The sequence below is a fragment of the Gemmobacter caeni genome (genome assembly GCF_003054195.1).
In the GTDB taxonomy this organism is placed as follows: domain Bacteria; phylum Pseudomonadota; class Alphaproteobacteria; order Rhodobacterales; family Rhodobacteraceae; genus Gemmobacter; species Gemmobacter caeni.
Map to the genome: position 1 here is coordinate 207,511 of NZ_QBKP01000008.1, position 13,561 is coordinate 221,071.

The 13,561-nt window shown below is 57.4% G+C and carries 18 protein-coding genes; all 18 read left to right on the forward strand.

What is annotated here, in order from left to right:
- Positions 1–7: 7 nt before the first annotated feature.
- The 18 genes from C8N34_RS14195 (at position 8) to C8N34_RS14270 (ending at position 13,518) form a co-directional block, all read left to right on the forward strand.
- Complete coding sequence (locus C8N34_RS14195; protein ID WP_108129370.1) at positions 8–217, forward strand: hypothetical protein; 210 nt, start codon at positions 8–10, stop codon at positions 215–217.
- Positions 218–363: 146 nt separating this feature from the next.
- Complete coding sequence (locus C8N34_RS14200) at positions 364–909, forward strand: winged helix-turn-helix domain-containing protein (protein WP_145693846.1); 546 nt, start codon at positions 364–366, stop codon at positions 907–909.
- Complete coding sequence (locus tag C8N34_RS14205; protein WP_108129372.1) at positions 899–1,279, forward strand: hypothetical protein; 381 nt, start codon at positions 899–901, stop codon at positions 1,277–1,279. The genes C8N34_RS14200 and C8N34_RS14205 overlap by 11 nt, the downstream gene beginning before the upstream one ends.
- Positions 1,276–1,398, forward strand: coding sequence for a hypothetical protein (locus C8N34_RS27160; protein WP_277878418.1), 123 nt, complete (start codon positions 1,276–1,278; stop codon positions 1,396–1,398). Before C8N34_RS14205 ends, C8N34_RS27160 begins: the two co-directional genes overlap by 4 nt.
- A complete protein-coding gene (locus C8N34_RS14210) occupies positions 1,395–2,693 on the forward strand; it encodes a DUF2800 domain-containing protein (RefSeq protein WP_108129373.1) in 1,299 nt (432 codons plus the stop codon). The genes C8N34_RS27160 and C8N34_RS14210 overlap by 4 nt, the downstream gene beginning before the upstream one ends.
- 12 nt (positions 2,694–2,705) lie before the next feature.
- On the forward strand, positions 2,706–2,948 hold the full coding sequence (locus C8N34_RS14215; protein ID WP_108129374.1) for a hypothetical protein: 243 nt from the start codon (positions 2,706–2,708) through the stop codon (positions 2,946–2,948).
- Positions 2,945–3,142 carry a hypothetical protein gene (locus C8N34_RS14220; protein WP_108129375.1) on the forward strand — a complete coding sequence of 66 codons (198 nt, stop codon included), beginning with the start codon at positions 2,945–2,947 and terminating at the stop codon, positions 3,140–3,142. The genes C8N34_RS14215 and C8N34_RS14220 overlap by 4 nt, the downstream gene beginning before the upstream one ends.
- 53 nt (positions 3,143–3,195) lie before the next feature.
- Entirely contained in the window at positions 3,196–3,876 is a 681-nt protein-coding gene (locus tag C8N34_RS14225; protein ID WP_108129376.1) for an ssDNA-binding protein, read from the forward strand.
- Between the two features lie 61 nt (positions 3,877–3,937).
- Positions 3,938–5,899, forward strand: a complete 1,962-nt coding sequence (locus C8N34_RS14230; protein WP_108129377.1) for a hypothetical protein — start codon at positions 3,938–3,940, stop codon at positions 5,897–5,899.
- 213 nt (positions 5,900–6,112) lie between these two features.
- On the forward strand, positions 6,113–6,418 hold the full coding sequence (locus C8N34_RS14235; RefSeq protein WP_108129378.1) for a PDDEXK family nuclease: 306 nt from the start codon (positions 6,113–6,115) through the stop codon (positions 6,416–6,418).
- Positions 6,415–6,846, forward strand: coding sequence for a deoxycytidylate deaminase (locus C8N34_RS14240; protein ID WP_108129379.1), 432 nt, complete (start codon positions 6,415–6,417; stop codon positions 6,844–6,846). The genes C8N34_RS14235 and C8N34_RS14240 overlap by 4 nt, the downstream gene beginning before the upstream one ends.
- A 4-nt stretch (positions 6,847–6,850) precedes the next feature.
- Positions 6,851–8,017: a DNA-methyltransferase gene (locus C8N34_RS14245; RefSeq protein ID WP_199750760.1), complete on the forward strand. Its 1,167-nt coding sequence runs from the start codon at positions 6,851–6,853 to the stop codon at positions 8,015–8,017.
- Positions 8,014–9,585, forward strand: coding sequence for an SNF2-related protein (locus C8N34_RS14250; RefSeq protein WP_108129380.1), 1,572 nt, complete (start codon positions 8,014–8,016; stop codon positions 9,583–9,585). Before C8N34_RS14245 ends, C8N34_RS14250 begins: the two co-directional genes overlap by 4 nt.
- Positions 9,586–9,682: 97 nt before the next feature.
- Entirely contained in the window at positions 9,683–10,366 is a 684-nt protein-coding gene (locus C8N34_RS14255; protein WP_108129381.1) for a hypothetical protein, read from the forward strand.
- 1 nt (position 10,367) lies between these two features.
- Positions 10,368–10,805, forward strand: a complete 438-nt coding sequence (locus C8N34_RS14260) for a hypothetical protein (protein ID WP_108129382.1) — start codon at positions 10,368–10,370, stop codon at positions 10,803–10,805.
- A gap of 67 nt (positions 10,806–10,872) precedes the next feature.
- A complete protein-coding gene (locus C8N34_RS26880; RefSeq protein ID WP_108129383.1) occupies positions 10,873–12,465 on the forward strand; it encodes a DNA cytosine methyltransferase in 1,593 nt (530 codons plus the stop codon).
- Positions 12,466–12,545: 80 nt separating this feature from the next.
- On the forward strand, positions 12,546–12,773 hold the full coding sequence (locus C8N34_RS25950; RefSeq protein ID WP_145693848.1) for a hypothetical protein: 228 nt from the start codon (positions 12,546–12,548) through the stop codon (positions 12,771–12,773).
- Between the two features lie 271 nt (positions 12,774–13,044).
- Positions 13,045–13,518 carry an SLOG family protein gene (locus C8N34_RS14270; RefSeq protein WP_158640798.1) on the forward strand — a complete coding sequence of 158 codons (474 nt, stop codon included), beginning with the start codon at positions 13,045–13,047 and terminating at the stop codon, positions 13,516–13,518.
- Positions 13,519–13,561 lie beyond the last annotated feature (43 nt).

Genomic DNA, 13,561 nt, shown 5'->3' on the forward strand with positions numbered 1-13,561 from the left:
ACGTGAAATGCAACTTTCCGACAAGCAGCTTTCCGCACTTCGCGCCGTCCGCACGGGTGGCCTCATGCCGATCATCCACGCCGGGGCGCTGAGCGACGCCGGTCTCGTCGAGAAGCTGAAGGGCCAGCACGCCTTCGGCTCGAAGCGGGGATACTCGGCGGTCATCGCCACGCAGGCCGGCAAGGCGAGGCTCGACGCGAGCAGCGACGAACTTTGATCGGCTTGAATGACTGTCGGTGCCTCGAAAGGGGCACCCTCAGCGATGCTCGCTCCCTGCCTTTGCTGCCTGGGGGTGGGTCAACAGAAGTCCGGCTTTCGGGGAAGTCGGTCGGATTTCAGAGCGAGCATCGCTGAGGGTGTCAGGTGACTGCGAAGATCGAATGGGAAAACGAAGACCTGGCCAGAAAATTCGCTGGCGAAGGCTATTCGGTCGCGGACGCAGCACGGCTCTGCAATGAGAAGTTCGATCTGTTTCGTTCGAGAGCGAGGCGGAGAGGAATAGTCTTCACGGAACGACCGGAGATGACCTTGGCGAAGCATCAGATCCGCAGCCTTGTTGAGGGAATGAAAACCGCCGAGGCTGTTGATTTCTTGCTCAACTACATAGAACTCAATGATCGGGCACACGATCCGCACGAAGTTGCGCTTCATATCCGTGATTTTGGCCTGACTCCGAAAGAAGCGCAGCTTTTCGCAATCCTGTTCGAGAAACCTGGCAGGGTGTTTGACAAAGAGCACCTTCTGTCGCGGCTTTATCCGAACCCTGACGATTATGCGGTCAGCAAGATCATCGACGTTTATGTCTGCAAGATCAGGAAGAAGCTGAAAGACGCATGGCATCCCGGCGAGATCAAAACGCAATGGGGACTCGGGTATTACTACGAAAAGGCGAAAGAGGATGCGCGCTAATAAGCATTTCCTCGAACGCTGTCAGCAGCGCGGCATCACGAGAACCAATACGCAAACCCTTTATAGGGAGCTTGTTAAAGCGTGCTCTGATCCTGTGAAATATGCGGACTTCGTGGAGTTTGTTGTCCGGGGCCTGACACCGGAGGATCGCGGATTTTACCGTTTCCGGGTCGAAGAAGGCGTATTTTATGCCTTTGTGAAAGCTGACGGGACGCCTGTAACCGTGGTCGATGGTCGGCAGATCAATATGCACAAGCTGCGTGCAAAAGGGCGCCGTATTCCGCGAGGGGCATGGGAAGAGATGGATGTTCTCGGAACATCCGTAAAGGGGAAGCGCAAGTTCTCCAAAAGGCAAAGGGGAGCAGTGTGAGCGTGTTTCTGGACTTCTACACCCATTCGTTCTGGACGTGGCTCGGGCTGAATCTCGGCATCTACACCGTTTTTATCGGCATCGCGATGGTAGTTGCTGCTTTCAGGGGTGGAAAATGAGCGCGCATGCCCGTCTTTCGCCTTCGGCTTGTGCGCGTTGGTCAACCTGCACCGCGAGTGTTCGCTTCGTCGAGGAATTGACTGCACGTCGCGTGGTTCCCGCGGACGATGCGACGGAATGGGCTGCCGAGGGGACGATTGCGCATCTGGTGCGCGAGATGTGTCTTGCCGAAGGCTTTGAACCTGACGATTTCGTCGGCGCCTGGATGTCTGCCGACGGTTTCACGTTTCAGGTGACTCAGGCGATGGCTGATTACCTGTTTGAGGGTATCCAGTGGGTGCGTGAACAGTCTGATGAACTGTTGATCGAGAAGCGCGTTGATCTTTCCAGCTGGCTGCCGGGGCAATTCGGCACCATGGACGCCGGCTGGTTTCGGTCAGGCACGGCAATCGGTCGCGTTCTTGGGTTGTCCGACCTCAAGTTCGGCATGAACCCGGTCAGCGCCGAGGATAACGAGCAGCAGAAACTTTACATGCTCGGTCTCTGGGATGATCTCGGGCGGCCTGATTTTGACGTGGGCATAATCAATATCGACCAGCCGCGGGCGTTCGGCGGTGGTTCCGATATGCCTGAAGAAATGCAGGCCGTGATCGAGGCGAACGACAGCGACATTCCGTCGGTGGGCATGAAGTTCTGGACCATCAATCAGCCCGATCTAATCGCTTTCGGTGACCGGATCAGGAACGTCTACAACGACATTGCGACGGGCAGGACGAAATTCGCGCCGTCGATCAAGGCTTGCACCTACTGCCCGGCCCGGCAGGCGCGCTCCGCAACCGGCTACATGGGATGCCCGGCGTTCAATCAGTGGATGATGGACATTATGCTCGGTGTCGTCGATTTCCGGCGCCCTTTCGGGGAAGAGATGCCTGATCCGCGCGAACTTGATCCGGCCAAGCGGTTCGAGATCGTTCGCAACGCGAAGACGTTCATCAAATGGCTGGGCTCACTGCATGCCGCCAGTGTCGAGGCTGCAATGTCCGGTGAACCTGATCCCGGTTCCAAGCTGGTGATCGGACGCAAGGGATCGCGTGTCTACACGGACGACAGCAAGGCCATTCAGATCATGGTGCCAGTGCTCGGAGACGAGGCACTGAAGCCGATGGCGCCTATCGGGATCACCGATGCGCAGAACAAACTGAAGCCTGCGCGCAATCGCGCCGGGCACCCGGGCGCTTGGGAGCGCCTGAACGAGATCGTGACGCAGGCGCCGGGCAAGCCGGTCCTGGTTCCCGATACCGATGCGAGGGAAGCCTATGTTCCTGACACGCATCAGTTTGACGATACCTTCTGAAAGGAGAAGACAATGGCTTTCAAATTCAAACTCAACCACGAAGTCATCATTGAGGCGTCGGGTGAGTGCGGCGTGGTTGTCGGTCGCGCCGAATACGCCGACGGCAAACCGCAGTATCTGATCCGCTACATGGCGGCCGACGGCCGGGCTGTCGAGCAGTGGTGGAACCAGAGCGCGCTGACGACCCTTCAGGTGCTTCAACAGCATGTGCAGGACATGGGCACGCAATCGAAAAGCGGCGGGGCGTCGGAATGATCGCGGCGTCCAACCCGATCATGCGCTATTTCGAGTATGCGCATCTTCCTCCGCAGCTGCAGGAAGTGAGCAAGCCGATAGGGGAGCTTGCCGTTCTGATGAACGACAACCTTCCCGATGGTCCCGAGAAAAGCGCCGGTCTGCGGAAGCTGCTCGAAGCCAAGGACTGCCTGGTCAGGGCTCGTCTCGGCTGAAACCTCGAAATCAAGCAACCTGAAACCTGAAACCTGAAAAAGGAAACACGAAAATGGCTACCATCGAAGAACGCAGCGACGGTCGTACCGTTCAGTTGAAACGGGTGCGGCTGTCGTTCCCCGGCTCGCTCAAGGACAAGAAATCCACGACCAAGGATGGCAGCGGGAGACCGAAGCATACGGTCAACATCATCATGGATCCGAATGATCCCGTGGGAAAGAAGTACCACGAGGAAAACAAGGCCAAGGTCATCGCTGCGCTTCGTGCTGCTGGCGAGGCGTACAAGAAGAAGCCTGATCTCTACAAAATCCTGATGGATGACGAGCCGAAGCGCTGCTGTCTCCGCAAGGGCGAGAAGATGAAAACGGCCGATGGTCAGGTTCGTGATCACTACAAGGGTACGCTGTGGATCGCTGGCGCCGGGCCGAAGGCTGGAGACGAGCGTCCTGTGCTGAAAGGCAAAGACAAGCGGATCATCGGCTACGACGAGATCAATTCGGTCTTCTACGGCGGCGTTTACGCTGACGTTGTGGTCTCCATGTATGGCACCGACAAGGGCGGAAGTGACGGTCTGTTCAACTCTGTCGAGGTGATCCGGTCGTGGGAAGTCGGTGATCGTTTCCCCGAAGGCGGCGGCGTGCATGTCGACGACGACGACTTCGATGACGATGATGATGATTTCGTCGGCATGGGCGGCGGGTCCGACAGTTCCGGTTTCGACGACGAACTCTGACGGCATCGGCACCGGGCGGGAAAGGTCTGCGCCCGGTGTCACTTTTTAATGGATAATCACCTTGCATCGCTATCTCGTCGACATTGAAACCTACTCGAATTACTTCTTCGTCGGTATCAAGCGGATCGGTGAAGAAGCTCGCAGGGGTTTCGAACTCAGCGACAGGTCTGATTTTGACCGCGCCTGGATGCGGCGTTTCATCATCAACCGGGCCACAGCTACGTTCAACGGGATGAGCTATGACCTTCCGGTCCTGCTCTATGCCTGCACGCCTCTCGACAATGGCGAATATCCGACCAATGCGCAGATCAAGGAAGTGTCCGACCGGATCATCCTTGGCATGGTGAAGTATTGGGAAGTCGAGAATGTTATCGGTTTCAGGATTCCATGGGGCATCAACCACATCGACTTGATCGAGCCCCAGCCGAACCCTTTTGCCAGCCTCAAGATTTTGAATGGCCGGCTGCACGGCAAGCAGATGCAGGATTTGCCGTTCGCCCCGGACAGGATCCTGACGCACGAGGAAATGGACCTCGTATCGCATTACTGCCTTCAGAACGATCTGGATGCCTCCGAGAACCTGTGGAACGCGATGCGCGAGCCCATGGAACTGCGCGAGGTGCTGAGTGAAGAAATTCTCGTCGATCTGCGGTCCAAGTCCGATACGCAAATGGGCCTGGCGATCATCAAGCATCGGGCAGAAGAACTTCTTGGTCGCAAGATCGAAAAGGCATCGGTGAAACCCGGCCACAGTTTCAAATACAAAGCTCCCGCCTTCATCAAGTTTCAGACGCCGCAGTTGCAGGCGATCCTTGAGCGCATTCAGGAGCACAGGTTCGTTGTTCGGGATGACGGCAAGGTAGATCTGCCGCCGTGGCTGGCGGATACCCCTTTAACGATAGGTGACACGACCTATGCAATGGGTATCGGCGGCCTGCACAGCACCGAGGCCAATCGGGCTGTTGTCAGCGACGAGGACTTCGTTCTCGTGGACGCCGATGTGGCCTCCTATTACCCGGCGATCATCCTTTCCCTCGGTCTTTACCCTGAGGCGATCGGACCCCGTTTCCTTGAAATCTATCGCGGCATCCGTGATGACCGGGTGAAGGCCAAGAAGGCCGGAAACAAGACGAAGGATAAGGGGTTGAAGATCGCCCTGAATGGCACCTTCGGCAGCCTCGGATCGCGCTTTTCGTTCGTCTATGCTCCGCATCTGATGATTTCGGTCACCCTGACCGGGCAGCTTGCCCTGCTCATGCTGATCGAGGCAGCCGAATTGCAGGGCATCCCGGTTGTCAGCGGCAACACGGATGGTATGGTGTTCAAACTGCTTCGTGAGCACTTCGAAGGGATCACGAAAGACAGGCTGAACGGCGGGCTGCTGGCAGACATCACCGGGCGCTGGGAAAAGGCGACAGGCTTTGATCTTGAGTTTGTCGAGTATCGCGCGATCTATAACGCTTCGGTGAACAGCTACTTCGCCATCAAGGCGAATGGTGGGCACAAGCGCAAAGGACCGTTTGCAAACCCGTGGTCAGAGGACAAGAACGACTACGATCTGCGCGGGCAGATGATGAAGAACCCGCAGGCTACGATTTGCAGCGATGCGGCCTTGGCCCGGATCAAGCATGGGACTCCGCTGCGCGACACGATCATTGGTTGCCAGGATATTCGGCAGTTTGTCACCGTCATCAAGGTCAGCAAGGGCGCGACGTGGCGCGACAATTACCTTGGAAAAACGATCAGGTATTACTGGTCAACCGATGGTGATGAGGTGATCGAGGCGGAACCCAACAGCCTCGGTAACTTCAAGAAGGTTCCGAAAACAGACGGCGCAAAGCCGGCGATGCGGCTGCCGGACGATTTCCCAGATGATGTCGATTACGAGCGGTACATCTCGGAGGCTGAGCAAATCCTGAAAGACATCGGCTTCTATGGCGCCCCGGAGCCCAAAGAGAAGCGCATCCGCCTGACCAAGGTGAATAAGCAGAGGGTTTTGAGTCTATGGCTACTCTCGGCGTGAACAAGTACCCCGGCATCTGCTTTCGGTGTGGAGGCAGAGTTCCGGCCGGAGAAGGTGTCTTTCAGTACGGCAGCGGTTCAACGCCGTGGCCGTGGCCTGAGTTTCGCTTCCAGCGGGGCATTCCGCTTGTTGAGCATGTCAACTGCAACGTGATTTACAACAATACCGGGATACATTATCAACTAAACCCTGACACGTCGAAAGAAGGATTCGATGGTGACCTCGGACTTCAAACTGACATCGACCCTTGAGGCGACGGTAGAGGACACCGTGATTGCCTGGGCCGAGAACAATGGCTGGGTTCACCGTTTCATGTCCTACCGCGGGCGCCGTGGGTGCCCTGACAGCTTCTTCTTTGGTTTCGGGGTGATCGTGATGATCGAGTTCAAGAAGCCGAAGAAGGGTCTCGATCGCCTGCAGATCGAAGAACATCGCCGGCTTGAAGACGCCGGTCTGCGTCCGTGGGTCGTCTCGAAAGCTGAGACCGGCATCGAAATTCTCAGGAGGATGATGAAATGAATCCCGAATGGTCCGACTATCTCATGGGTTTCGCGCTGCATGCGGCGAAGAAAAGCAAGGATCAGACGCAAGTTGGTGCTGTACTGGTCGGTCCCCAGCGGCAGGTTCTCCTGACTGCCTACAATGGTCCCCCGATGGGTGTTCGCGACATGCCGTCCCGGCGCGACGTGCGCCCGGAGAAGTATTTGTGGGTGTCGCATGCAGAAGCGAACCTTGTCGCCTTTGCCGCTCGTCTTGGCATCCGAACCGAAGGCTGCACGGTCTATGTGACGCATTGCCCCTGTGCCAACTGCGCGAAGGCACTGGTGCAGGCTGGGATCGGCGCGGTGGTCTACGGGCCGGGAACGACCTCGATGCCGGAACACGAATTTGATGTCGCCCGCACCATGTTCCGCGAGGCTGGCGTCAAGCTGTCGGTGGCTGAGTGACATGATGCAGACATTGCTTGCCGGCGACTGCATCGCGGGCATGAAAACTCTTCCCGACGGCTGTGTTCATACTTGCATCACCAGCCCGCCATACTTCGGACTTCGTGACTATGGGCATGAAGATCAGATTGGGCTCGAAGAGACTCCCGAACAATTTGTCTCTCGCTTGGTCGAGGTGTTCCGTGAGGTGCGTCGCGTTCTGCGGGATGATGGAACTTTGTGGCTGAACCTCGGGGATAGCTATAGCGGTGCGGCAGCCGGGAAGCGTACGGGCGGAAATCTGGCGGAATGGAAAAACGGCGGCCGCAGGAACCCTGATGTCGGGGAGACCGGGCACAAGAAGCCGGGACAGTCGAAGCAGTTGCTTGGCATACCGTGGCGTGTGGCCTTCGCGCTGCAAGCAGATGGCTGGTATCTGAGGCAAGACATCATCTGGTCGAAGCCAAACCCGATGCCTGAAAGCGTGAAGGATCGCTGCACCAAGGCGCACGAGTATATTTTCCTGTTTTCGAAATCGCCTCGCTACTTCTTTGATCACGAAGCGATAAAGGAAGATGCAGTCGGTCAGGCCAGCGGAAATTTGGCTCGAAAATCCCGCCCGTCTCAAAGCAGCCTGGGTAGAGGGGATCAGAAGGGATCGGTTCCGTGGGAGGGAGGCAGTCTTCGCAGCAGGCGTTCGGTCTGGACTGTGACGACAAAGCCTTTCAAGGGCGCACATTTTGCAACCTTTCCTCCTGACCTGATCGAACCTTGTGTTATGGCCGGTGCGCCGGAACGCTGCTGCTCGGCATGTGGCGCGCCGCAGGAACGGGTGGTCGAGAAAACAACGTCATTCTGGGGAGGTAGCGGCCGCGCTGGCCGCACCGCAGAAGATGTGAACGCATCGGGAAAATGGGCGGGCCAGCAATACGGCAAGAACCTGAAACTGGGTCCTTTGGTCACATCGGAAACTGTAGGCTGGCGTCCGACCTGCGTCTGTGACGCCGGCGCACCTGTCGGCGGCACGGTGCTTGACCCATTTTTCGGTGCCGGAACCACCGGGCTCGTCGCGCAAATGAACAATCGCTCATGGATCGGCTGCGAGTTGAATCCGAAGTACGTCGAAATGGCTCGCGGTCGCCTTGGGATGCCTCCCTCGTTTGCCAGGGAACTTGAAGGGTTGCTGGGATGAGAACCCGCCACGACCTTCGGGAAGATCAGAATACGATGTATTCCGAGATCATGGCTCGGATGGCCCTGATGCTCGTGAGCGGTATGGGCTCCGGCAAGACAGGCGCGACGGCGACAGCCATTTTGGATATGCTCATCACTTTCGAAATTCGGAAGGCACTGCTGATCGCCCCGAAGTTCGTTGCGCTGAACACATGGCCGGATGAGTTTGCCGCCTGGGCGCATACCCGCAACATCTCCTATGCGATTTGTGTCGGCACCGAAGCTGAGCGGATCGCTGCCCTGAATCAGGATGCCGATGTCCTGATCATCAACAGAGACGTGCTTCCATGGCTGGCGAAGCATATCGGATCGGTCAAGAACTGGGTTTGGGATCTGTTGGTCATCGACGAGTCCTCGATGTTCAAGGAAGGTGCGAAGAAAACCACGCGCGCCCGGGTGAAGGCAAAAATCGGTGAGACTTGGGGCATCTATTTCGAGGACACCGATCATCTGCTCTATGTGAGTGATCCGCTACCCAAGGCTGACATCCCAGCTTGGAAGAGAGACATGTCGCGCATGTGGGCGCTTCTTGGCTTCGATCACATCGAAATGCGCAAGATCGGGGACGTTCGCGGCACGAAGATCCGGCAGGGCGGCAACATGACCAGGTTCGGTGTTCTTTCGATTGCCCGCAAGATGGTGAAACGGGTTGTCGAATTGACCGGCACACCGACACCGAACGGGATCGAAGACATCTGGGGTCAGGTGTATTTGCTGGATCAGGGGCACCGCCTCGGTCGCAGCCGCACAGAGTTCAGGAAGCGCTGGTTCATCGAGGATCGCTACACCTATGAACGCCAGCCGAAGGCGGGGGCAGAGCAGGAAATCCTGTCGCTGGTGAAAGACGTGGTGATCTCGATACCGCCGCGCAAGCTTGTCGATGACCCGGTTTACGTTCCCGTTCGCGTCGATCTGTCGTCAAAGGTGATGGACGAGTATCGGCGCTTCGAGAAGACACTGTTCGCGGAGCCCTATGACGTTGAAGCCGTCACCAAGGGTGTTCTGGTCAACAAGCTGCTACAGTTCAGCAACGGTTCCATGTTTCGCGCTGACGGGTCAATCGCCCACGTCCACAGCGAGAAGCACGACGCCTTGGACGAGCTGTTCGAGAGGGCGGCCGGCGACCCGATGCTGGTCTTCTACTCCTATAAATTCGATCTCGCTGCGATCAGGAAGCGGCACCCGGATGCCGTGGTCGCAAATGAGTGCGACGATTTCATCAGCCGCTGGAACAGCGGGAAAATCAAGAAGCTCCTGGCGCACCCGGCCTCGATCGGGCACGGCACAAATTTGCAGTTCGGCGGGCATCTGGCGTGCTGGTTCGGCCTGCCGTGGTCGCTGGAGCTGTACCTTCAGGCAAACATGCGTCTGCCTCGGCCGGGCCAGAAAAATCAGGTGGCGATCTATCAGATTCTCGCTAGAGGAACCTACGACGAGGTGCAACTTGAAGCGTTGCACGAGAAAAATGTGAACCAGGACAGGATCATAGAAGCAGTTCGCTTGCGCCGGAACCAAATGCAACATTAAGGTGAATTTAATATCTCTATGAATCACCTCTTGATTCCAAGGGGGCGGTTTCTTATTGTCAATTAGTAATTGACTATCGGCGCAAGGAACCGTGACGATGAGTAAAGAGAAACGCAGGCATCCTGAGTTCGGCGCACGGTTCGAATTGGCCTGTGACGGCAACCCTCTTGTTCCGCCGCAGAACTACGGACGCCTGAGCTGGATTGTCAAGCAGTTCAAGGATCGCTTCGACACTGACGTGACCATCGAAAGCGTCCGCAAATGGTCGATCGGGGTGACATATCCGAGACCTGACGCCATGATGAAGCTCGCTGCAATTCTCGCGGTGGATCAGGCGTGGCTGGCCCTCGGCACCACGTCGGAGATCAGCGAAAAGGATGCCAAAATCAGGAAGGCAGAGATGAGCGGTGCGGTGAACCTGCTCGCCGGTATCATTCAGATGTCCGGGTGCCATCCCGCCTTCCCTGATAATGCAGATGACCGGGCTCGCGAAGAGAGCACCGACTTGTACGCGATCATCCGCGGCGCGCAGTATCGTCTGCACGTCGCGCTCGGGCAGAAGGAAGGGGCAGCGGTGACCTTCTCGGTTCCGGTTTCAGCCGTTGACAACAATATCGTCATCGGCGTGGTGCAGGAGGAAGGATTCTGCTTTCGGTTCTTCGAGATCAACCACGATACCCTGGCCGAGGGTAAACGGAAGGATGGTGCGGTGATCGTCCGAGTTGACGACGCGACCCAAATGCCGTTCCGTGAGATCAAGTCATTCGCTGAAAGGTTGTGACATGCGACTCCTTGCGCTTTGCCTTGTTCTTGCGGCTTCGCCGGCTTCGGCCGGTTGGCGCAATACCGAATGGGGGATGAACGAAGAAGAGTTCAGGAGCGCGGCGCCGTCGGAAGTGACGATCACAGGTAAAGGTGTTGGTGTCGATCTGGATATGCAGTTCGCTGTTTCTCCGGTGTTCGATGGCGGCAAACTGGTCGAGGTGAAACTTGTTCCCACTGAGAACCGCTTCTGCCCGGCTGCCTTTTATGGGGTCACCGAAACCTACGGGGAACCCGCCTATAAGACCGAGAATGTTTCGGCGTGGGAATCTGACGGCAACGTCGTCTTGTTCTCGCAGCGCGCTGACAGTTGCGTCGTCTCGTATCAGGATCCGGCCAAGGGGCAGCGCTCGAAGGCGGCGGATAGCTGGCCGGCCGCAAATACGACAGGGTTCTAAAATCACTTTTTGCGTGGACTCTTTCACGTTTTGAGGGTATTTTCGGGGCATCCAGCAGGAGCCCTAAATGCGTTTTGGATCAGTTTGCTCCGGGATCGAGGCCGCGTCTATCGCATGGCATGAACTCGGATGGGATGCGGCATGGCTTGCTGAGGTTGATGTCGCAGCATCTGCAGTTCTGGCCCATCGCTTTGGTGCTACCGCCCCTCGGTTCCCTCTCGAAGGCACGGAAAAATCTCTGAAGCGCATTCGGTGGGGTGATCGCCTGGTGAACTGGGGAGACATGACCCGGTTGCCTGATATGGTGCGATCCGGTGCAGCCGAAGCCCCGGACATCCTCTGCGGAGGAACCCCTTGCCAGGGCTTCTCTCTTGCCGGCCTGCGCGGTGGCCTGAACGATCCCCGGGGCCAGCTCACCCTTTCATTCGTGGAACTCGCCAATGCAATCGACGATCGACGCGCTGTTGACGGACAGCACCCATGCGCAATTTTCTGGGAGAACGTACCGGGCGTCCGATCTGACAGCGGAAACGCATTCGGACATTTTCTCGCCGCGCTCGTGGGTGTGGAAGATCCCATCGAACCGGGTCCACGACCTGAACCGGGACGGTCCTCTGCCCACTGGACATGGAAAAAAGAAACCCGTGAGCATGTGGCGAAGTGGTCCCGTGCAGGTGTTGTTGCTGGACCCCGACGGACAGTCGGCTGGCGGTCCAGCGATGCCCAATATTTCGGTCTGGCCCAACGACGCGAGCGTCTGTTCGTTGTCGCAAGTGCTCGTGAGGGGTTTGATCCCCAAAGCGTATTACTTGAGTTCGACAGCCTGCGCCGGGATTCTGCGCCGAGCCGAGAGCCGGGGCGAGACGTTGCCGGAACCCTTGCTGCGGGCACTTATGTCGGCGGTATCTCGGGAAAGTGTGAAGCCGGCCTCGGCTATGTCCAGCCTGCAGGAGATGTTGGGTTAGTTCCGCAATGGTGGGACGGATCGCCGGTCAGCCAGACCCTTGATGCCGTTCTCCACAAGGGGCAGACGATGCCCGAGAAGAACCGTTTCCCGGCTGTTTTGCAGCCTGTTCCTGTCTGCATCCACGGAACCCAAGACCCGATTGTCGGCGTCGATCTGGCTCACGCGCTCGGCCGCAATTCGGGACAGGAGAACGCTGTTTGCGTGACCGGCGACATTACGCATGCGCTGAAAGTAGAAGGATTTGACGGCAGCGAAGACGGCACGGGACGAGGGCATCCTATTGTTCCATGGTCAATTATGCCGATGAACAGCGGCAAAGATTTCAAAGCACGCATAACAGATATCTCTCAACCGTTAATGGCGGCCGGCCCGGTGAGCGGCAATCAAGGGGGAGATTTAGTTCAGATCGGAGAAATGGCCGTGCGCCGCCTGATGCCGGTCGAGTGCGAACGGCTGATGGGTTTCCCCGATGGGCACACCCTTGTTCCTGTGGGCAAAGGGATGGCAGCAGACGGGCCACGCTACAAGCAACTCGGCAACAGCTGGGCGGTGCCTTGTGTGACATGGATCGGGCGGCGCCTCGACATGCACCTTGCCAATTTGAACGGACAGATCATCGACGCAGTGCCTCTTGGTGAAACGCCGACTGTGGCAGGCGGTGATGCCCTGCGCATCTGGATGTGTGTCGCATGATCAGGGTGTGCGAAGAAACCCGTCGCCGTATTCGCGTTGCGGTCGCAGCGTGGGCTTACGAGAGGCACGCTGATCCGATCATGTCTGATGCCGAATACGATGCCTTGGCCCGGTCAATCGACCTTGATCGCAGCACCGCAAACAGCGAAATGGACAACTGGTTTGCCCTCAACTTCGAGCCGCACACCGGGGCATGGGTGTGGGGTCATCCAGATCGGGAGGGACTGGATCGTGTTTATCGAGGTCTGCGCAGCCGGTCTCACCAGCGTAACGTGCCGGCGTTGCACCTGTGGCTGGTGACGCCATGAGCAGCAAGTCCGATCAGAAGAAACCCTGGAAACCTCGGCGTTCTGACGCCTTCGCAACGTGCGACGAACTCACGGACGGAAACTGCACCTGTCGGGCCAAAGGGAAGAATCCTTGCCTCGCCTGGGTCTTACCCTTGGCTGCCTGCTACCATCTTGATCGCACTGATTACGTCGAAGCCGAGCGGGAGCGGATGGAATACAACAGAATCAACGGAACCTTCTTCAACACAGTTTTGCCATGCGCTCTGCATGCCTTGGTTACGAAATGATCGTGGCTGGGACAGGGCACCGCCCAGACAAGATGGGAGGTTATTCGGATAAGGTATTCTGCGGACTGGTCGAACTCGCCCGCACATGGCTTAACGACACACGGCCGAAGCAGGTGATAAGCGGCATGGCTCTCGGGTGGGATCAGGCTTTAGCTCAAGCCACGCTTGATCTCGGGATTCCTTTGACAGCGGCAGTTCCTTTCGACGGCTTCGAAGTGCGATGGCCGTTGTCGTCGCAGAAGAAAATGTGGAAGTTGCTTGATCTGGCGGATGAGGTGCACATTGTTCACCCGTACCCAGGAAGCGTTGCTCTGCAGATTCGCAACGAATGGATGGCCGACAGAGCCCATCTGATGCTTGCCCTTTGGGATGGATCGTGGGGCGGAACCTTCAACTGCATTCGATATGCGAGGAAAATCGGCAGACCAGTCGAGAATCTGTGGTCACGTTGGGAAATGCTGCAATTTCTAGGATGAGCCTCCATTAGTCCACATTCGTCCGAAACTTTGTTGGTATTTT